Annotated in this window: 19 protein-coding genes; 9 read left to right on the top strand and 10 right to left on the bottom strand. The window is 48.0% G+C overall.

Features of this window, described 5'->3' with window-relative positions; genetic code table 11:
- Positions 1–60 precede the first annotated feature (60 nt).
- A complete protein-coding gene (locus tag C7E00_RS13605; protein WP_167836609.1) occupies positions 61–1,059 on the bottom strand; it encodes an alpha/beta hydrolase family protein in 999 nt (332 codons plus the stop codon).
- 161 nt (positions 1,060–1,220) lie between these two features.
- On the opposite strand from C7E00_RS13605, the gene C7E00_RS13600 reads away from it, so the two are divergent.
- Together C7E00_RS13600 and C7E00_RS13595 are read left to right on the top strand one after the other, a co-directional pair.
- Positions 1,221–1,580, top strand: coding sequence for a DUF1304 domain-containing protein (locus C7E00_RS13600; protein ID WP_105304771.1), 360 nt, complete (start codon positions 1,221–1,223; stop codon positions 1,578–1,580).
- A gap of 76 nt (positions 1,581–1,656) precedes the next feature.
- The gene (locus C7E00_RS13595; RefSeq protein WP_105304770.1) at positions 1,657–2,076 is read left to right on the top strand and encodes a PPC domain-containing DNA-binding protein; all 420 of its coding nucleotides are present in this window, start codon (positions 1,657–1,659) and stop codon (positions 2,074–2,076) included.
- Between the two features lies 1 nt (position 2,077).
- Here the strand turns inward: C7E00_RS13595 and C7E00_RS13590 are convergent, their stop codons facing one another.
- Together C7E00_RS13590 and C7E00_RS13585 are read right to left on the bottom strand one after the other, a co-directional pair.
- Positions 2,078–2,575 carry a YgjV family protein gene (locus C7E00_RS13590; RefSeq protein WP_105304769.1) on the bottom strand — a complete coding sequence of 166 codons (498 nt, stop codon included), beginning with the start codon at positions 2,573–2,575 and terminating at the stop codon, positions 2,078–2,080.
- A gap of 15 nt (positions 2,576–2,590) precedes the next feature.
- Positions 2,591–3,415 (bottom strand): RluA family pseudouridine synthase, encoded by an 825-nt coding sequence (locus C7E00_RS13585; protein ID WP_105304768.1) that lies wholly within the window; start codon positions 3,413–3,415, stop codon positions 2,591–2,593.
- 69 nt (positions 3,416–3,484) lie between these two features.
- Here C7E00_RS13585 and C7E00_RS13580 point away from each other — a divergent pair, with 69 nt between their 5' ends.
- Complete coding sequence (locus tag C7E00_RS13580) at positions 3,485–4,216, top strand: tRNA threonylcarbamoyladenosine dehydratase (RefSeq protein WP_105304767.1); 732 nt, start codon at positions 3,485–3,487, stop codon at positions 4,214–4,216.
- Here C7E00_RS13580 and C7E00_RS13575 read toward each other — a convergent pair whose 3' ends face one another.
- On the bottom strand, positions 4,217–5,029 hold the full coding sequence (locus tag C7E00_RS13575) for a histidinol-phosphatase (RefSeq protein WP_105304766.1): 813 nt from the start codon (positions 5,027–5,029) through the stop codon (positions 4,217–4,219). It abuts the gene before it with no gap.
- Positions 5,030–5,154: 125 nt separating this feature from the next.
- Between C7E00_RS13575 and C7E00_RS16270 the strand changes: the two genes are divergently transcribed.
- From C7E00_RS16270 to bsh, 3 genes are all read left to right on the top strand, one after another.
- Positions 5,155–5,292 (top strand): hypothetical protein, encoded by a 138-nt coding sequence (locus C7E00_RS16270; RefSeq protein WP_154503932.1) that lies wholly within the window; start codon positions 5,155–5,157, stop codon positions 5,290–5,292.
- A 117-nt stretch (positions 5,293–5,409) separates the two neighbouring features.
- Positions 5,410–7,965: a heavy metal translocating P-type ATPase gene (locus C7E00_RS13570; RefSeq protein ID WP_105304765.1), complete on the top strand. Its 2,556-nt coding sequence runs from the start codon at positions 5,410–5,412 to the stop codon at positions 7,963–7,965.
- Between the two features lie 140 nt (positions 7,966–8,105).
- A complete protein-coding gene (gene bsh, locus C7E00_RS13565; protein WP_105304973.1) occupies positions 8,106–9,083 on the top strand; it encodes a choloylglycine hydrolase in 978 nt (325 codons plus the stop codon).
- A gap of 105 nt (positions 9,084–9,188) precedes the next feature.
- Here the strand turns inward: bsh and C7E00_RS16265 are convergent, their stop codons facing one another.
- The 6 genes from C7E00_RS16265 to C7E00_RS13535 all read right to left on the bottom strand — a co-directional run bounded on the left by C7E00_RS16265 (position 9,189) and on the right by C7E00_RS13535 (position 17,195).
- Entirely contained in the window at positions 9,189–11,930 is a 2,742-nt protein-coding gene (locus tag C7E00_RS16265; RefSeq protein ID WP_167836608.1) for a Cna B-type domain-containing protein, read from the bottom strand.
- A 324-nt stretch (positions 11,931–12,254) separates the two neighbouring features.
- Positions 12,255–12,947: a hypothetical protein gene (locus tag C7E00_RS13555; RefSeq protein WP_105304764.1), complete on the bottom strand. Its 693-nt coding sequence runs from the start codon at positions 12,945–12,947 to the stop codon at positions 12,255–12,257.
- Positions 12,948–13,211: 264 nt separating this feature from the next.
- Positions 13,212–13,553 carry a hypothetical protein gene (locus C7E00_RS13550; RefSeq protein ID WP_105302609.1) on the bottom strand — a complete coding sequence of 114 codons (342 nt, stop codon included), beginning with the start codon at positions 13,551–13,553 and terminating at the stop codon, positions 13,212–13,214.
- Positions 13,553–14,881, bottom strand: a complete 1,329-nt coding sequence (locus tag C7E00_RS13545) for an IS30 family transposase (protein WP_105304763.1) — start codon at positions 14,879–14,881, stop codon at positions 13,553–13,555. Before C7E00_RS13545 ends, C7E00_RS13550 begins: the two co-directional genes overlap by 1 nt.
- 121 nt (positions 14,882–15,002) lie before the next feature.
- Positions 15,003–16,148 (bottom strand): hypothetical protein, encoded by a 1,146-nt coding sequence (locus C7E00_RS13540; RefSeq protein ID WP_105304762.1) that lies wholly within the window; start codon positions 16,146–16,148, stop codon positions 15,003–15,005.
- Positions 16,149–16,175: 27 nt separating this feature from the next.
- A complete protein-coding gene (locus tag C7E00_RS13535) occupies positions 16,176–17,195 on the bottom strand; it encodes an InlB B-repeat-containing protein (protein ID WP_105304761.1) in 1,020 nt (339 codons plus the stop codon).
- 265 nt (positions 17,196–17,460) lie between these two features.
- Between C7E00_RS13535 and C7E00_RS13530 the strand changes: the two genes are divergently transcribed.
- From C7E00_RS13530 to C7E00_RS13520, 3 genes are all read left to right on the top strand, one after another.
- Positions 17,461–18,747 carry a D-alanyl-D-alanine carboxypeptidase family protein gene (locus C7E00_RS13530; protein WP_105304760.1) on the top strand — a complete coding sequence of 429 codons (1,287 nt, stop codon included), beginning with the start codon at positions 17,461–17,463 and terminating at the stop codon, positions 18,745–18,747.
- A gap of 64 nt (positions 18,748–18,811) precedes the next feature.
- Complete coding sequence (locus C7E00_RS13525) at positions 18,812–19,156, top strand: phage holin family protein (RefSeq protein WP_105304759.1); 345 nt, start codon at positions 18,812–18,814, stop codon at positions 19,154–19,156.
- A gap of 10 nt (positions 19,157–19,166) precedes the next feature.
- On the top strand, positions 19,167–19,595 hold the full coding sequence (locus tag C7E00_RS13520; RefSeq protein WP_105304758.1) for a flavodoxin family protein: 429 nt from the start codon (positions 19,167–19,169) through the stop codon (positions 19,593–19,595).
- Positions 19,596–19,811: the final 216 nt, after the last annotated feature.

Below are 19,811 nucleotides of genomic sequence, written 5' to 3'. Positions count from 1 at the left end.
CAGCTAAAAAGGCGCTGTCTTCACAGACGGCGCCTGAACGATCAGCTTCTAACGGTTTATTCAGTTTCCGAGTGTCTTCTTGAAGAATTCACCAGTCTTGTTTGCAGCGTCATACAGACTGTGGAAATCTTCTTCTGAGAATACGTTGAAGGTATGATCCATTCCCGGAATGTAGTAGACTTCCGATTCCGGATTGGTGCTCTGATCAGCGATCTTCTTTGCCCAGGCAGGATCTACGGTCGTATCGTCTTCGCCGGCAATGGCAAGCACCGGTCCGGTATAGGCAGAGAACACCTTCATGACATCTGTGTTTCTCACGTCTTCACACCACTGTTTCGAAACTGCAACCGGATCGCGGAAATCAAACTGCATCATGAAGTATCCCTGTTTTTCTGCGGTCTCGTAATCTTCATCTGACAGCATATCGCTGAGATCCGGTGCGCCTGCCCAGAGAACGACAGAATCAAATTCCGTGGTTTCTCCGGCTGCGAGCATTGCGTCCGTTCCGCCCTGTGACCAGCCCATGACACCGGCTTTCACATCGCTGCCGACCTGCTCGATCAGATAGTTCTTTGCGGCAACTGCGTCCTTGACTGCTTCATCGAAGTCATACAGGGTCGGATCTGCTTTGGAATCACCATAACCAGGGAAATCAATCCGGATCGTCGCAATCCCGTATTTCTCTGCCAGAACCGGGGCGGCCATGAAATATCCGTTGCCGGCTTCATTCTTAGTAGATCCGGTTCCGTGCATCATGACTACCGCACCATTGACTTCTCCTTTCGGAATGCAGGTGATTGCTGGCATCTGATAGTCATCTACTGGGATTTCGACATAGGTTTCCTTGTAGGCATCCGTTTCTTCATTGATGGGTTCATGTTCCTGAGCTGCTTCTGCAGACTCAGAAGGCTGTGCAGATGCGGTTTCTGATGCGGCAGGTTCGGAAGCGGACGGTTCAGAAGGCTCATCCGAAGCAGCAGATGCGGAAGAAGAGCCGGAACATCCGGCAAGCAGTGAGAAAGCAAGCAATGCACTCAATCCTGAAAGGTATCTTTTCATATCCCTTCCTCCCTTTGTACAGAATAAGATATTCTCCTTTGGACTGCAATCACGATAGAGAGTATCAGAAATCGGATTCTTCAGAATCTGCGGTAGAATCATTCCGGAGAACCGGAACAGGTGGTTCCTGGTTCTGATATCTGATAAGAGAGGGAAAGAATATGTCATCATTGATCAAGCTATCTGCAACTCTGGTTGCCCTGGAATTTCTGTATATCATGTATCTGGAGACGTTTGCCACAGCGTCAGAAAAAACTTCGCAGGTATTCGGAATGGAGATTGAGGAACTGAAGCGGAAGTCAGTCAATACGCTGTTCCGGAACCAGGGAATCTACAATGGTCTTCTGGCTGTGCTGATTCTGCTTGCAGTATGGGTATTTGCCAGCAGAACTGCAGTGATCATCCTGATGTGCTATATCATTGCAGTGGCACTTTATGGAAGTGTTACCAGCAATCCGAAGATCATTCTGATGCAGGGCGGTCTTGCGATTGTGACGCTGTGCCTCTGCCTGATCTTCTGAGTCCATTGCAGAAAAGTCCGGATCTTCGGAATCGATTCTGCGCTATATTAGAGGAAAGAACGGAAGGAGAAACTGGATGGAATACAGAAAATTCGGAAATCGCTATCTGGTGCGGATGGACCCGGGAGATGAGGTGCTTGCCAAGCTCACGGAATTCTGCAGGACAGAAAAAATCGCACTTGGAGAAGTGCGGGCGCTCGGTGCAGCGGATGATCTGGTACTCGGCGTGTATGATACGCAGCTGAAGAAATACTTCAGCAAGGAATATACAGGAGCTTATGAGATTACTTCTCTGTTCGGAACGATTACAGAAAAAGACGGAGAAGTCTATCTGCATCTCCACCTGGCTGCGTCCGGGGCAGATGGAAATGCCATCGGCGGCCATCTGAATAAAGCTGTCATCAGCGGCACTCTGGAGATGGTCGTGGAGCCGATGGAAGGACATGCAGAAAGAGCGGTGAATCCGCTGACTGGCTTAAATGACATTGCGTTCTGAACTAACGGTTTCTTACGATTGACACTGCCGTTGAAACAATTGCGATTGCGGTTGCGGCTGCTCCGACAAAATTCAGAATGAAGAGATCAAAGATTGCATAGAGAATTAGGTAGATCAGGAAGGCCCATCTGAGTGCAGTCTGATTATGGCTGATGCGGAAGATTGAAAACGTATAGAGGCCATTGGCAATGACTGGCAGATAGCCAAGCAGTCCGAGATTGTTGAAGGCGATTCCAAGCACAATTCCAAGAATCAGGATGATCCATTCCAGAATATCGGAATGGATTTTTCTGATTGCGAGAATGTTGCGGACCAGAGCAAGCGAACTCTGCACGACTGCACTGTATCCCTTCAGAACCAGAGAGCTGGCTCCGTAGAACAACTGACTGAAGCACTGGAAGGTCAGCATCTTTTCGCTGGATTTCTGGCTGCTGCTGATGGAATCGGTGAACATCGCACCGAGGCTGAATAAATTGCCTAATATTACTGAAGATAACATGAATTGTGGTTCCTTTCATTTCTGCCGCAGGAGAATATTCTGCAGATCTTCCGGCAGCTGGCTTCTGATATGGATGGAGACATCTGTCCGGGGATGGCGGAATTCTGCTTCTGCACAATGCAGGGCTGGCCGTTTCAGCAGAGACTGATCGCCGCCATACAGTTTATCGCCAAGCAGAGGATGTCCTGCTGCAGCAAGACCGGAGCGGATCTGATGAGTTCTTCCGGTTTCAATCTCAATGCGCAGAAGAGCATATGACGGATACTGATGAAGTACCTGGTAATGGGTGATGCAAGGTTTTCCGGTTTCTGAGACGGAGTTGCCGCGGATTCCTTTCTTCTTTTCCATGGTGTAGAAGAGCGTATCTTCCTGCTTCGGGAATACTCCGGAAGCGATGGCAAGATAATGCTTCTGCACCAGGTGCCTGGTTTCCATCTTCCTGGCGGTCTCTGCATTTCTGGCATAGATCATGATGCCCGATACTTCCCGGTCCAGTCTGCCGATGGTGCGGATGATGAAGGAGGGACCGTATCGTTCCTTCAGCATGGTTCCGAGATTGTCTTCCGGATGTTCTTTTTCCGGGTGGCAGGACAAACCTGCAGGCTTGTCGAGAATTACAAGATCTTCGTCTTCATAGAGAATTTCAGGAAGCGCGATTCTGGTTTCCAGCACATCGCCGCAATGTACTGCTGCTGTCAATGGGGCTGGCTGGCCGTTAAGAAGAATTGACCGGGAAGTGTGAAGCCTGGTCAGTTCTCTTCTGGAATAGGTTTCTTTCAGAAGGTCCTTGATGCGCATGCCTTCTTCTGTTTTTTCAATTTTGATCTTAATCTGATGCATGACTCTATTTCAGCAGAGATTCTGCTGGTTTAAAATATACAGAATGAATAGAAAGCAGGAAACCGGAAGATGCTGAATCCTTACTCAAGAACAGAACTCGTCATCGGCAGGGAAGCCGTTGAAAAGCTTCATCACTCCAGAGTGGCCGTATTCGGCCTTGGAGGAGTGGGCGGCAGTGCGGTTGAAGCGCTTGCTCGCAGCGGGGTAGGAACGCTTGATCTGATTGATAACGATCAGGTATGCATGACGAACCTGAACCGTCAGCAGTTTGCGACGGTGCATACGGTCGGCAAGCAGAAGACGGATGCTGCGGAAGAGCGGATCCATGATATTGATCCGGCCATCATCGTTCATAAGTATCCGGTCTTCTATCTGCCCGAGAAGAAAGATCTGTTCCCATTCAGCGAATGGGATTATATCATCGACTGCATCGATACGGTGACTGCAAAACTGGATATCATCGAAGAAGCCAAGCATCTGAATATCCCGATTCTTTCCAGCATGGGCTGCGGAAACAGACTGGATCCCTCTCAGCTCAGAATTATGGATCTCTTTGAGACGAGCGGCGATCCGCTCAGCCGGATCATGCGGCATGAATGCCGGAAACGGGGAATTGAGTCGCTGGATGTAGTCTGTTCTTTAGAAGAACCTGTGAAGCCGATGGCTGGCGATGCCAGCGATGCGAAGAATCAGAGAGCTGGCTCGAAGCGGAGATCCATTCCAGGTTCTACTGCTTTCGTGCCGCCGGCTGCCGGAATTCTCGCAGCATCGTTTGCGGTGAGGAAGCTGATCCAGGAATAATCAGAAGAAGTTCTTCTTCCGCTTCTTTGCGGCTGAGACGAGATCAAAGTCATTCAGGTAGTTCAGATCCAGTCCCTTCACGATGTCCAGGGCACGGTTCAGATATTCATCCGTCAGGAAGTGATCCGGCTGATGGATGTCCATGCCGATGATCACCGGGCATTTCTTTTCGGCAAATACTTCAAACATCGTCCTGGTCGGGTAGGCATAGCGATCACCGTCTTCATAATGGCGCCAGCCATAGTCGCGTACGCCGCTGCCGCAGTTGAGTTCCAGGGGCATATCATAGCGCAGAGACAGATCTGCGATCTTCTCTGCCAGAGTGCGGACGCTCTCGTCCAGGCGCGGATAGCTCCACAGGCAGACGTCCGGGTGGGCGATATAATCGCAGAGTCCATGCCGGCAGGCTTCTTCCAGACACTCAAAGTACTGATTGAGCTGTTTTTCTTCCGTGATGTCATAGGAGCTGAAGCCATGGAAGGAAAGGCAGTGCTGACCGAGAATGCAGTATTCCATCTCCTTGCGCCAGCGTTTAAGAGTCTCCCATTGGCTAGGATAGTATTCTACTTCCATGCCCAGGTGGATCTCGATGGTTCCTGCGTATTTCTCTTTCAGGGCAGTGATGCTGGAAACGTAATCTTCATAAAGCTCGATCGGCATGCAGTCACCAGGAGTCGGAATCGGATAGGGAGCGTGATCGCTGAATCCGAGAATTTTCAGACCAGCCTTGACGGCTGCCTGAACGTACGCTTCATCTTCTCCCTCTGCGTGGCCGCAGCGCTTGGTATGTGTGTGCCAGTTCGTTTGAATCATAGCTATTTTCTCCGTAGAGATTATACATGGATTCTTTACCCGGAAGCATTCGGATCGCAATATTTCAAGAGTTTGTTTTCAGAATGTTCCTGCTAGAATTGCTGTAGCTTGAGGAGGATGCGCAAATGGCAAAGAAGACAGATGATCGTCTGGATGAAATACTGAAGAAACTGGATGCGGCAGAGAAAGAATTTGATGAGAAGTTCAGCCAGTCAGGGCTGGCAGATCTGATTGAGAAACAGAACGCATCTCAGGGACATTGAGAGCAGGCAGAAGCCTGTTTTTTTATGAAATCCATGGTTCTGTATTGACTTCTATTGCAGGGGATTTTATATTAGTCGTGTACATATGAACAATTGTTCATATGAAAGGAGATTGCGATGTCAGAATATCGGCTGAAACTGGAGGGGCTTGACTGTGCAGCATGCGCAGCAAAACTGGAAGGGCAGATTCAGAAGATTGAGGGAGTGAATCATGCTCAGGTTGATTTCATGACTCTGACTTGTACGTATGACTGCGATTCAGAGAAAGAAAAGGAAGTAGAACAGAAGATCAGGGAAGTCATTAAGGAAGAAGAACCTGATGTCGTGGTTTCCGTGATTCCGGATGTCCGGCATACACATCAGGTGAAACTGCATCTGGAAGGTCTGGACTGTGCCGACTGTGCTGCAAAGCTTGAGGGGAAACTTGCAGGGATTCCGGGGATTTCCAATGTTCAGGTCAGCTTTCTGAATCTGTCTGCAGTATATGAATGCGAAGCATCAGAAGATGCAGAGATTGAGAAAGAAGTACGCAGGATCATAGCGGAAGAAGAACCGGAAGTACAGGTAACCCGAATTGCAGCAGGGAAGAAAGTGATATCGAAGTTCCGGCTGGATGGACTGGATTGTGCCGACTGTGCAGCCAAGCTGGAAAGAAAGATTGCAGAAATTCCGGGGATTGAGCACGCGCAGGTAGATTTCATGACCTTGTCTGCGTCGTATGAGTGTGCTCCGAAGGATGATCAGAGAATTGAAGCAGAAATGAGAAAGATCATTGCCGAGATGGAACCGGAAGTGATTGTGACGCGTCTTGAGAAGCTGGCAGGCATGCCGGCGGAAGATGCAGAAGAGGACGATGATTCTGAGACAGTTCTGAAGCAGATCATCATCGGTGCTGTTCTGCTGCTGATCGGTGTGTTCTTCCAGGGAACGGTCAGAAATGTTCTGTTCCTGGCATCGTATGTGGTACTTGGATACCAGATTCTGATCAAGGCGGTGAAGAATATCGGTCGCGGCCAGCTGTTTGATGAGAATTTTCTGATGGCGGTGGCGACAGCTGCGGCGATCTTCCTTGGTGATTATGCTGAGGCGGCAGGGGTCATGCTGTTCTACCAGATCGGAGAATACTTCCAGGATCGGGCTGTCGCAAAGTCCAAGAAGTCGATCGGCGATCTGATGAATATCAGACCGGATTATGCGGTCGTATCCAGGAATGGAGCATTTATCCAAGTAAGTCCGGAAGAAGTGGAGATCGGTGAGATTGTAAGAGTGAAGCCGGGTGAGAAGATTCCTCTGGATGGGGTGATCGCAAAGGGAAGCTCAAGCCTGAATACTGCATCTCTGACAGGAGAATCCAAGCCTAGAGATGTGGAGCCTGGCGATGAAGTGATCAGCGGTTCCGTGAATGAGACTGGTCTATTGGAGATCAGAGTCACAAAGGAATTCGGAGAAAGCACGGTCGCAAAGATTCTGGACCTGGTTCAGAATTCGCAGACGAAGCGGGCAAAGGCAGAAAACTTCATCACGAAGTTCTCAAGAGTCTATACGCCGATTGTTGTGTTCTCTGCAATTGCAGTAGCAGTCATGGTCGGTATTTTCACCGGGAACTGGAGCGAGGGAATCTATCGGGCATGTACGTTCCTGGTCATTTCCTGTCCGTGTGCGCTGGTGATTTCAATTCCGCTGAGCTTCTTTGCCGGAATTGGCGGATTGAGCTCCAGAGGTGTTCTGGTCAAGGGTGCAAACCTGATTGAGACTCTGGCAAAGACCGAACAGGTTGTTATGGACAAGACCGGAACTCTGACCTCCGGGACCTTTGCTGCAGAAGAAGTTCTGACCGATCAGGACCAGAACAAAGTCCTGGAAGATGCAGCATATGCAGAGTGCTATTCCAATCATCCTATTGCTGAAGGAATCCGGAAATCCTACGGAAAGAAGATTGAGGAAAGCCGGATTTCGGAAGTTCAGGAAATTCCCGGAAGAGGCGTGCGCATGAAGCTGGATGGTGCGCAGATTCTGGCAGGCAATGCCCGGCTCATGCAGGAAGAAAACATTCCGTTTATTGAATGCAGTATGCCTGGTTCTCTGGTCTATGTGGCAAGAGATGGAGCTTACGAGGGCTGCATTGTTCTGAGGGATCAGCTGAAACCGGATGCGAAGAAAGCAATTGCCGGATTGAAGAAAGCAGGAATCCGGACTGCAATTGTCTCCGGGGATTCGATGGAAGTCACCAGCATGGTTCAGGATCAGCTGGGCGCGGATATGGCTTTCGGCGAATGCCTGCCGGATCAGAAAGTTACAAAGCTGGAAGAGCTGAAAAAAGGATATGTAACCGCATTTGTCGGTGATGGCGTCAATGACGCCCCGGTTTTGACTGCGGCAGATATCGGCATTGCCATGGGTGCACTTGGCAGCGATGCAGCTATTGAAGCTGCGGATGTGGTCATCATGGATGATCAGCCTTCGAAGATTGTTCTGGCAATCGATGGGGCAAAGCGGGTTCTGAGGGTGGCCAATGAAAACATCTATGGTGCGATTACCATCAAGATTCTGACCCTGGTTCTCGGTGCGCTCGGGATTGCCAATATGTGGTGGGCAATTTTCGCGGATACTGGAGTAGCAATGCTGTGCGTGCTGAATTCCATGCGTTTATTGAAAATTGCGGAGAAGAAGTAACGTGCTTGCGGGTTCCTGATCGGGACCCGTTATTTTTTATTTTCTGTCAAGAGGAGAAAGTTTCTGATTTCTGCATTATGATGAAGGCAGAGTCACCAGGAGTACCCTGGAAGAAAGTGAGCAGGAAGGAGGCATTCAATATGTGTACCTGCGCAACGTATCAGACAAAAGATCATTACTTCGGACGCAACCTGGACCTTGAATTTTCCTATCAGGAATCGGTGACGATCACCCCGAGAAATTTCCCGATTCCATTCCGCAGAAAGGAAACCATGACTTCTCATCATGCAATGATCGGCATGGCTTTTGTCTGCGGAGGATTCCCGCTCTATTATGATGCAACAAATGAGTTTGGCCTTTCCATGGCCGGTCTGAATTTTCCTGGAAACGGATACTTCCCGGAACCGCAAGAAGATGGGAAAGATGAGATTTCTCCGTTTGAATTCATTCCGTGGATTCTCGGACAGTGCAGAAACCTTAAGGAAGCAGAATCTCTTCTGAAAAAGATCCGTCTCGTCAATGTTCCTTTCAGCAAGGAGCTCCCGATCACGCCGCTGCACTGGATGATCACCGATCAGACCGGATCGATCGTTGTGGAATCTGTCAGAGACGGTATTCATGTCTATCCGAATCCCGTCGGGGTCATGACCAATAATCCGACCTTTGATATTCAGCTGTTCCGTCTCAATGACTATCGCAATGTCTCTGCTGCTGCTTCTCCAGCAAAGTTCGGTCCCGGTGCAGAACTGAATGAATACAGCCGCGGCATGGGCGGTATCGGTCTGCCGGGTGATCTTTCTTCCGGATCCAGATTCGTGAAGGTGGCCTTCACAAAACTGAATTCCATCTCGGATGATTCAGAAGATGCTTCGGTCAGCCAGTTCTTCCATATTCTCGGGTCTGTCGAACAGCAGAGAGGATGCTGTGATCTGGGAGAAGGAAAGTATGAGATCACCATCTATTCTTCCTGCTGCAATATGGACCAGGGAATCTATTATTACCGGACTTATGATAACAGCCAGATCTCAGCAGTATACATGCATCACGAGAACCTGGATGGATCAGAAGTCATCTCTTATCCGCTGGTGACCAAGCAGCAGATTCATGCAGTAAACTGAAATCGCACAAATCAAAAAGCCCGCTGGCCTGCTAGATAAAGCCAAGCGGGTTTTATTTTGTGCTCGAGTCTGGATCTTCCTGAGAGTCAGGCTGATCTGCAGAGATTATTGATACTTTTTGTATACCGCAACTGTGATCAGAGCAGCTGTCAGAGAGAGAATCGCAGTAATCCCGTGCATCAGGATATCGGTATGATCTGCTGTATCAGGAGAGGAGTCAGCTACAATAACTGGTTCTGCAGAGGGGATCGGATGATCGCCTCCGGAATTGCTGTGATCCGCAGTGGTTACAGTCTTTTCAGCAGGGGTATGATGATTCGTAATCGTGAATCCTTCGGAAGCATTTCCGGAAACGGAAGAAGTATAGCCATCGATGCTGGTGACTTCTTCTGCAGTATAGACAATCTCAGTACCGCTCTTCATCTGATCCAGATCTGTCCAGGTGTATGTCCAGTTCATCTGACTTGTCAAAGTGACTGGATCACCAGATTCCTTTCCATCAGCATAGAGCTGAACCTGTACGCTTTCCGGGCGGATGCCATCCTGGTTGTTTCCATCATCCCAGACTTTCGTGACCGTTACGCTGGTCTTTCCAGGAGTATAGGAATTCGTGATGTCATAGCCGGTGATCTCAGTACTGTAATCCGGTACAGCATCTTCAATGACGGAATAGGAGATCTCATGGCCATCTCTGTATTTCGGAAGATCCGTGAAGGAATACTTCCATTCGCCATTCTCATCTGCTTCAACTACAGTCCGATCTGCTTCGATGCCATCAGCCAGAAGCTTCACCGTGATATGGTCCGGTCTCTTTCGATCCTGATTGTCCGCATCATTCCAGGTCTTGGTTCCCGAAATCGTAACAGAGGTGTGATTTGAAATGCTGAAGGTCTGAACGGATGCGTCTGTTGTGGAGAAGGTGATGCTGTCATTCGGATAGGTAACGGTATAGGTTTCTCCGTTAATGGTCGCTGATGCAGCGTTGGCGATCTGATTGCCGTTGTCATCGAGCTCCGCGATCGTGTAGACATCGTTCGTGTTAAGGCCGGTGAATAATGGCTGATCTTCTGCTTCTATAACACCGTTTTCCGTTCTGAGGTATGTCAGCTGTCCGTTGGCATTGGAGATCGTGAGGGTCTGCAGCAGTTGTCCGCCGTAGTACAGACCGAATCTGAAATCTCCAGACGGAAATGTCACCGGATCATTGCTTGTTCCATCGTAGAAATTCTTGCTGATGCGAACGGAAGTTCTGCTGTTCGGCCAGGTATAGTCGTATTCAGTCCCGGTATAGTAGATGTTGGCAATACTTGCTAAGTCGTTCAGAACACCTGTATTCCAGACATCAGCGCTATCGGTACTATTATTCATATCTTTCGGGTAAACCGTTACGTTATTGATTGTCTTTGTTCGAAAGATGCCAATATAAACAGGATCACTGCTTCTGATATACCCGGTCGGAGCAGATGTTTCAACAATGCTGTAAATCTTGTTGAACTGCAGTTTATAAGAGCTGCTGCTTGCTCCGAAGGTTACAGTTCCATCAGCATTGCTTGTTTCTGTGGCAACAGCATTACCTGTACTTTCAAATGTCTTATCGGTTTCAGAGTATGTCGTCTCATACAGTGAGAACTGTGCCCCTTCCAATGTCTTCAGAGCATTCTGACTGTCTACTTTTGTAATTTTGATGATCGGAGTGGTACCGAAGTCAATAGACCCAGCTGCTTCAACCTTTACTTTTTTTGCAGACCACTTGCTTCCCAATGACCGGTATCCGTACCAATATGCTTCATTAGAAATAGTTTCGATAGTTGTTCCGAGAGGCGCCTCTATGGTTGCGTCATAACTGATAATTAATTTCTTGTTATCTGGTATCACCAGAGTCAAGGTGTGGGCGCTGTTATCTATCTGGTAAGTGAATGAAACATTTTCCGTGGAATCAGCCGATTCTTTTACCTGCAGAGAAGAGAGGTTAATATCCAGATTTTCTGAATAACTATCTACAAGAGTCAGTGTATCAGAGTTCTCCAGGAGATCTTCTCCTCTCGGGTTTACTGTCATTGTGAAACTTGTCTGAAGCTGATTGGAGGTGCTCAGAGTTGTGCCGGAAATATCACTTCCAGATTTGTTTTTAGTGATGGAATCGGTGACTGCAATTTTCGTCTCTGTGCTGCTGGAATTAACCAGGCTTCCTGCAGTGCTATAAACGTTCATGATATTAGTGAACGTCTTCCCGGTGCCTTTCAGTACTTCAGGATCAGTGACGCGCATTACGATCTGAATCTGAATATCGCGAGTGCCAACTGAATCCTCAGAATCAGTGTCACGGCTGAGATTTGAAACCTCTATTTTGATCGTTCTGGTTGATGAATCATAATAACCATAAGCACTCTTGCGGAGATTTCCTGCAGTTGCTGCACCGGCATTGCCGTCCAGAGCGGCATTCTTTACACCGATATCTACCCAGTTATCACCAAGATTGGTAATCGGAGCAATCTCAGGCTGGAGTGATGGATCATCTTTTTTCGTGCCCCAGAAATATTTGGCAGTCCAGAAATAGCGCACATAGACCGGTTCCATACCTTCCGGAACTACATCTTCCAGACGGAGCGTTCCTTCTTCATTGCCTGCATAGTTTACTACCAGACGATAGTCAATGTAGGTGCCGGAAGACAAGGATCTGGTACTTCCGTCTGCGGCTGTCCAGGATGACAGAATCTTTCTGGAAGGATCATTTCCGCTCGTGATCTGATTTACACCTGACCATTTATTGTCGGTATTGCTGGCAGCATCGTAATTTCCGAATTCTCCTACTTCTTTGAAGTTGGTTCCATCTTGTGCAATTTTCATCGATGCGGAATTTACGGAAGTGAAAGATTCATTTGAACTATTGCGCATGCTCAGGCTGTTGATGAAGGTTTCAGCAGGCCGTGCCTGGGTTGTGCTGAATGCATTGGCTTTCGGTTCAGTGCGGACGATGATGTAGAGCTGCTGATTGTTTAAATCAATTGCTTTATTGAAGGTAAAGATGCCAGCATTGCCAGAAACACCCCAGGTCCAGCTGTTATCAGAGACTTCAGTGAATAAATTGTTATTCTGAATCTGACTGATCTGTGTATAAGCAGAAGTCAGCGCATCAGCGTTCTCAACAGAACTGAGATAGACTCCTGCAATCTAAACATGCGGAGTGGTGTCGATGTCTCCGTAGATTGACTGGTTGCCGTCAGGAGCATCCTGCAGCTGAAGCCCGGCAGGAATCTCTGTTCCGGCTGCGGTGATGATCCAGTACAGAGAACCTCTTGAGAATCCTCCGGAGGTATCCTGAATATTCCCGTACCATGCAGACTTTGAGACACTGAAATTCTTTGATCCGCTGAGCAGAGTGCTTGTACTTATGCTGATTGGTGAAAGAGTCATGCTGGTTCCGCCTGGCCCGATCACCGTACCGCTTAGTGTGAAGGAGTTTCCGGCTGTTGTCTTGCTGTAGCTTGAGGTGTTTACAGGCTTTGCGTAATACGTCAGAAGATATGCTCCGGTACCGGCAGAATCAAGACCTATGCTTTCTGGCGTAAAACGGAAGGAGTTCAAGCTGTCGATCTTGAGCCATGCAGTCTTAGATGGCGTTAATCGGGAAAGTGCATTCACTGCTTCCTGGTCGCTGTTAAAAGAAGCGGAACTTCCAAGCCCATCAGGAAAATATTCCAGCCGCAGATAGCCTGCATAATTCAGGTAAAGACCATTGCTGCTGAGCGCATCAGTGAACGTTGCGGAGGAGACATTCCACAGACCTTTTTCATTGACTGCAACCTGATATTGGATACTGCCTGCAGGAATCGTGATACTGGTGAATTGAAAAACTGAGCGCAAGTTTTACGAAGTTATCGCAAGCTGCGCGTGACAAGGAATAGTGAGAGACCGGTTCTGAAGTAATTCCGGTCTCTTTTCTATGGATTTTTTGCCTGAAATGATAGGAAAAGTGTTCAAATACGTTACAATTTAAGCGTATTAAAACCTGCCCTGCTGCGCCGATAAAATTCAGACACGGTCAGCGCAACGGGGAATAATGACGGATGTTCAGCCAGAACCTGCCATGATTTCAATGCTTAGTGCTTGGTGGTGCCGGTAAGATGATTATGAGGGAATCTCATACTTCATCGGCAGAATGCGGTTATAAATCTTCTTGTACCGAGGACGTTTCTTCTTTGGATAAACGGAGTAGAAGAGATCATGATCCCTGAGAAACGAGAAGCTGACGTATTCGAGATCGAGAACCTGCGGATCAGGAAGAGGATCTACAAGAGCGAAAAAGCAGCCGCTCTCTCTGTGCCAGCTCATGATGTAAAAGTCGATATGAGCGGTGCAGTCCTGGATGTAGATGCTAACAAGAGATTCCTTCTCGTCTCCAGGCAATTCCTGCGGAGCATTCGTCATTATGACTTTGGTGATCTCAGGAAGGCTTACGGTGTATTTCATTACTCGATGCCTTCCTTTCTTCTGGAGTCACGATAAATTCTGACAAGGGAAGGGTCCAGAATTACATCCTTTCCCTGGATCTGATGAATGCGGAAACACTTTTCCGCAATGTCATCGCCATAGGCAAACGAGAACATTTCATAGGGAGTGTGGTCATTCAGCTTCTTCCTGCGCAGCGAATTTGTATGACTGAACGCAAGATCGAAGAAATCCTGGTCCAGATCATTGAATGAATGTCCCTTCGGAATGATTCTGCGGAAGACGGAATGCGTATTCTCACAGTTAGGCTTCTGGTATGGAGCACCAGGATCGCAGTAGAACACATAGACACCGAACTTCTCAATTTCTGACGGATTGGAAAATTCTGATCCATTATCCAGAAGCCATACAGCTGGCATCACTTTCTGGAATAGTTCCGCACCAAGAGATTCATACAGATGATTGACAATTGATGTAACAGATGCCGAATTGTTATGGTCTCTGAGAAAGGCAATCTGGAAGTCCCAGTTCGCCCATGTAAGTGTCAGAATGCATTTTCCTCCCTTTTTTCCTTCTACGCTGTCACCCTGCAGAACAGAAAAATCCGGGTGTTCTTCCATGAATTTCAGATAGTCTTCATAGGTTCTTCCGATCCGGCACTTCTTGTCAACTTTGACGATCTGTGCCTTTTTACTGCGAGGCTTCATGCGCACGGCACGGGGAAGATCAATCGGTCTTGCGGAGATCAGACCCTGATTGATCAGATTGTAGGCCTGCTTTTCGCTGATGGTGAAAACGTCCGGCTCATCGACAAAGATATGATGGACTGACTGCCCCATTTTCAGACGATCTGATAGAAGAGTATCAATCTCCTTCACCTCGTCCTCGGTCAATGTGAGACCAGAACGAGACTCCTTGCGGATTTCTCTGGCTTTCTTGTCCGCTTGATCGGCATAATACATGTACTTTTTCAGAGGACAGTACTTCTTCTTTATGCACTGATTGCATACATATGGCGGTGAATCCAGCTTTCTGCAGACTTCTTCTTCGTAGCTGCTGCATGCCTGATTGCAGTTCTGTTTTCTGCAATGATTGCATTTCTTGTCTCTGCAGATACCTGACTGACCAGGACAGATTCCGGATATTGAACAATCCCGGCGATGAATACATCTGTTGGTATGTCCGACTCCGTAAGTGTTTACGAGCGTGCGATACTGCTTTACTTCTCTGCCAACAGAAGAAGCAGACATTCCGAGTTCATCAGCTATTTTTGCAAAGGAAAGACCATCAGAGAGATTCTTCTGAAGCGTAATACGCTTATCCAGATCAAAACGACGATAAGCTGCCATAGACAGTTCCTCCAGTTCTATCGTTAGATGGCAGTAATCTGGCTGATATCTAAATGTTAAAGGAAGAACCGTTTCAGATCTACTTAATGCAAGCCCTTTATAACTTCTTGTTCAGACATACTTAATGCAATACCAGGGTTGCGTTAACTTTTACAAGTGAAGGAATCGTGATACTCTCTCCGCTGGTGCTTTTTCTCCATGCATTATCGGAATAAGAATAGAAGAAGTCCGGTGCAGTCTGAGTGATTGCATCCGTGATCGCACTTCCCTGGACCTTTCTGTCCCATTGCTGGGTGGAAACGGTTGAAATGGTATCCCCGGATCCGAGGGTCTGGTTTCCATAGGTCTTATTGGTGTCATCAGAATATGCTCCGGCACGGTTTCCAATCTGGATGGAGCTGCTTGAAGAAGTACCGGCTGGAATGTAGTCAAGAACGGTTTTCCTGAGCTTGACATTGAATGTGATGGTTTTGCTTTCTCCGGTATGAAGATCGCCGATATAAAGATTGAATCCCAGGTTCTCGTTGCTCGGCTTGACGACATAATACGGGTCAGAAGAACTGCTGTCTTCAGAAGCTCGCTCAGCAGCGGATACTGCATTTCCTGACGTATCTGTTCCGCTGTAGATTCTGAAATCAGACCAGCTGCCATTATTATCCAGAAGAACGCTCTTGAGCTGATCCTTGGTAAGATTCGTGCGATATGCTCCGAAGTCATCTGAAATCTTGACATTGCGGAGTGTCCAGGTGTTTGTGCTGGATGCGGTAACTGTGATGGTATAAGGAATTGTGACGGTATCTGTATTGATTGTGATGGTTCCGGTGTTCTTGGATACGGTTGCTCCAGCCTTCGGGGTGAAGGCAGAGGTAACAGAAGATCTCTGGTGAATACCTGATGCCGGGGTGGCTGTATTCTTGATGACCCCATTATTTGCACCGGCGGCTCCGGCATACCCGCGGCGCAGCTTGACCTGATAAGTCAGTGTCCGTGTTTCATTTGCACGCATGGCGCCGATCGTCCAGGTGAAGGAACCTGGACTTGTATCTGTTTTCTGGGAAGAGAGGATGATGGTTCCTGGATTCTGGCTTGCTGTGCCATCCCCTCCGGAAATGGTTTCAGATGGCTGAGTTTCAGCAGAAAGACTCAGAGAGGAGTCAGTAATTCCGATATATTCTTCTACAGCAGGTTCATTCTGCGTAAAGTGATCTGTGACGGTGACATCTGGCATTGCGGCATTGCCAGTTGCAATGGTCAGGGTGTACTGCAAGAAAGAATTGCCGTTTGCATCTTCGGATTATTTCGGATCAGACTTCTGAAGGGTCAGGGTTCCATTCTCGGAATCATAGTCAGAATTGAATCGCAGTTCTGTGCTGACATCTCCGATGACTAGTGTCTGCGTATAATTCTGGCGAACCTGATCGGGGTCAGGAGTTGCCATAAAGGTGAAGCTTGCATTCTGGATGGTGGAATTATCGCCATCCTGATTGATGATTTTATCCAGATAATCAGAGTTAACCTGAATCGTGATCCGATTTCCGGATGCTGAAATCGTTCCTGCTTCTTCGCTGCCATTCATGATCTTGTTACTGGCAAAATAAGGATCTTTCAGAAGAGAGGGAATGTCATAGTACAGGATTCCGCTATAGTTATCTCTAAGTTCTTTTGTGCTGATTCCTGAGAAATTTACAGTAATGCGGAAAGGGGTATTCAGCGGGATCAGCGTTTCGAAAGAAACAGGAGTCCAGCTGCTGCCGTTCTGCCAGCTGATCTGGGCACCGGTAATGTATCTGGATTTGCCATCCTCTTTTTCAGAAAGATTGATGCCCGTGCTATCTGCTGCAGCAAGCATGATGGCAGGCGCAGTAACCTCTTCTTCCTGATTATCTTCTGCAGCGAAGTTTGCGGTGTACGTAATATCCTGCGTTACATGAGAAGGGGCGAAGTAGGAATTCTTTGATACGGTAACATCTGCTCCGTTTTTTTCTGCGGTCCAGCTGACAAATTGATATCCATCATTGGGCTTTGCTTCTGAACCGCCGTAGGAAACCGTTCCCGTATCTTTGTCTACAGTTCCAGTTTCTTCTGAAACTGAAACGGAACCCATGCTGGCGTCATTTGGCTGGTATATGATATGAAAACCTTCTAGTTGCCCGGTATCTGCAGCAGAAGCCGAGGAAGGTTCGGTCTCACCAGTTTCAGGTGCAGGGCTATTCGTATCTTCCGCAATCAGATGGAGTGGAAGATTGCCTGATGCGATGAGCATGGCAGCGATTCCTCCAATTGCAGTTTTCTTTTTCCAGTTCTTCTCAGTCATTTTCATACCTCTCGCTGCTGAATGATGCGAACCCGCCATAAATAATTGAAAATCCGCATGATCAATGGGATTATTATAATCCAAGAGAAAACAGAATTAACGAAAAATGACTGATCAGCTAAATACTTTTCTGCCTTTTGGAATCCCTCCGTTCTGGTTGCAGTGCCTGCCTCCGTTTTCTGCGGACCTGGATGCTTCTGATGATTGCATGCGGCGATTTTTCGCGCAGGAAGGCATCGTTCCGCTTTTGTTGTAGAATAATGCCATGTACAAGAAGATTGCTTTATCCATTCTGTGTTTCTTTCTGCTTCTGGTTCCGGTCAGTGCGGAGGGAGAGAATGCTTCGCCTTCTCCGTCTGCTTCTTCTGAAGAACAGAGCGCAGTGTCAGTTTCTGCTTCCAAAGCAATTCTGATCGATGAAGACAGCGGCACGGTACTGTTTGACAAGAGTTCGTCTGAGAGTGCAGATCCGGGAAGTCTCGTGAAAATCATGAGTGTGTATCTGGGCGTCACGAACTTATCGAGTGACCAGGAACTGACGATGTCGGATACTGCGTTTGATACGTATTCGCACGATACCGGCGTGCTCTGGATCAATCGCGGCGAGACACTGAGGGCAGAGAGCGCGGAATATGCATCGATGCTTACAAGCGCAAATGATACGACTGCCATGATTGCAGAAGGGGTGAGCGGGGATCAGGATACGTTTGTGAATCTGATGAATCAGACAGCATCGGATCTCGGAATGAGCGGAACGGTATTCTCGAATGTCTTCGGGACTTCGGATGGAACGCAGACATCGACGGCAGAAGATATTGCCTTACTAGTAAGGAAGGCAAGAGACAATGATACGTTCTCGGCAATCTTCGGAGCTGCTTCGTATACGATTCCGGCTACGAATGTGCAGTCTTCTTCGAGAACAATTGTCAATGACTGCGGATTTCTGAAGAGCAGTGACAGCAATTATAACGAAGAAGTGACGGGCGGAAGAATTGCCGGGACAGACAGTGCGGGCTACAGCATGGTGGTCTCTGCTTCAAGAGGCAAAACGAATCTGATTGCCGTGGTGCTGGAAGAAGCGGACAGTGCGAGTGCGTATGCGGATATCTCGGCATTGCTGGAATATGGATTCTCGAAGTTCCAGACCGTAACGGTTTCGGCAGACCAGATCGGCACGAAGACGGTAGAGGTTCAGCAGAATGGGAAGCATGTCTATGATGTGACGTTTTCAGTGGATTCCGGATTCAGCATCCTGCTTTCACGTGATACGGATGCCAGCGGTCTCTCGGCGGAGATCGTCGTTAAGAATGAGGATTCCGGGAATCCGGATGAGATCAGTGCTCAGGTGGTGTTTTCTCTGAATGGCAGCGAAATCGGCACGGCAGAGATGAACAAGGAAGTCACGGCAGTTCAGGAAGAGAGTGCGAGTGCGGAAAGCAGCGTGAAGAAGCTTTCAAAGTTTGATTTCTTCTGTATCGGGGTTCTTCTGATGCTTCTTCTTCTGAAACCGATGATTCGTTTCTTTCAGGCGCTGACGCCGCCGAAGGAATAAGTGAATTTTCGGTGAATCTTTTCCGTGAGATGAAGTATATGAGAAAGGACATGGTAAACTGAACATGAAGAAATTCCTGCGCGGATGGGTCGTGAATGGTCTGTCCCTATGGGTTATAGATATGCTGATGGACAGCATCTCGTTCGGAGATGGCGGAGCGCTGCTGGCAACAGCATTGCTGGTGACGCTGCTGAATATGACGCTGAAGCCTTTATTGAAGATTCTGTCGGCTCCGATTACGATACTGACTTTCGGACTTTTCTCGATGGTGATCAATGCGGTAGTGCTTGAGGCTGCGTTTGCACTGTCTTCGGGTTCTCATATTGCTTCGTTCGGGTCGGCATTGCTGGCGGGGATTCTGCTGGCGATCCTGAACAGCGGTCTGAATAATCTGTTTGCGCAGAAGTAGGAGGGTTCGGATGACATCTGTGAATGTGATTTATCAGTCAAGAAAAGGAAATACGAGAAAAGTCGCTGAAGCAATTGCACAAGCATGCGGAGTGAAGGCAATCGATATCAATGAGCCATCACAGCTTGGCGATACGGATCTCTTGTTTATCGGGATGGGAGTCTATGCCGGAAGGCCGGATGCGTCGGTCATGGATTATCTGGATAATCTTCCGGCGGGAAAGATCCGCGGTGCTGCTCTGTTCAGCACAAGCGCGACGGGAAGAGACCGCACGGAACTGGCAGTGAATCTTCTTGAGCATAAGCATATTACGGTATATCCGAAGCATCTGCTGCTGAAGGGAAAGTTCCTGTGGATGAATAAAGGAATGCCGGATGAGGCAGAACTGGAAAAAGCAAGGCAGTTTGCAAGAGAAGTGCTGGATTCCTTTGCCGGGTAAGATCTGTCTGGAACAGGACGCTGTGCGGCAGATCCCGAAAGGAGCACAGCGGGCAATTACGAAGCTGGAATCAAGATGCTGGCAGAGACTGGATTGTGATGGGTCTGGAGATGCCAGTTTTTTGCTGTGACAGGAACTCATCATTTTGTTCATGTTAAAAATGTTCGAAAAAATTTCAGAAAAGCAGTGATTTTTTCTGAAAATTCATGTTTTTTA

The sequence above is a fragment of the Anaerolactibacter massiliensis genome (assembly GCF_900290205.1).
GTDB classification, from domain to species: Bacteria; Bacillota_I; Bacilli_A; order Erysipelotrichales; family Erysipelotrichaceae; genus Bulleidia; species Bulleidia intestinalis.
This window is presented reverse-complemented; position numbering and strand designations above follow the sequence as displayed.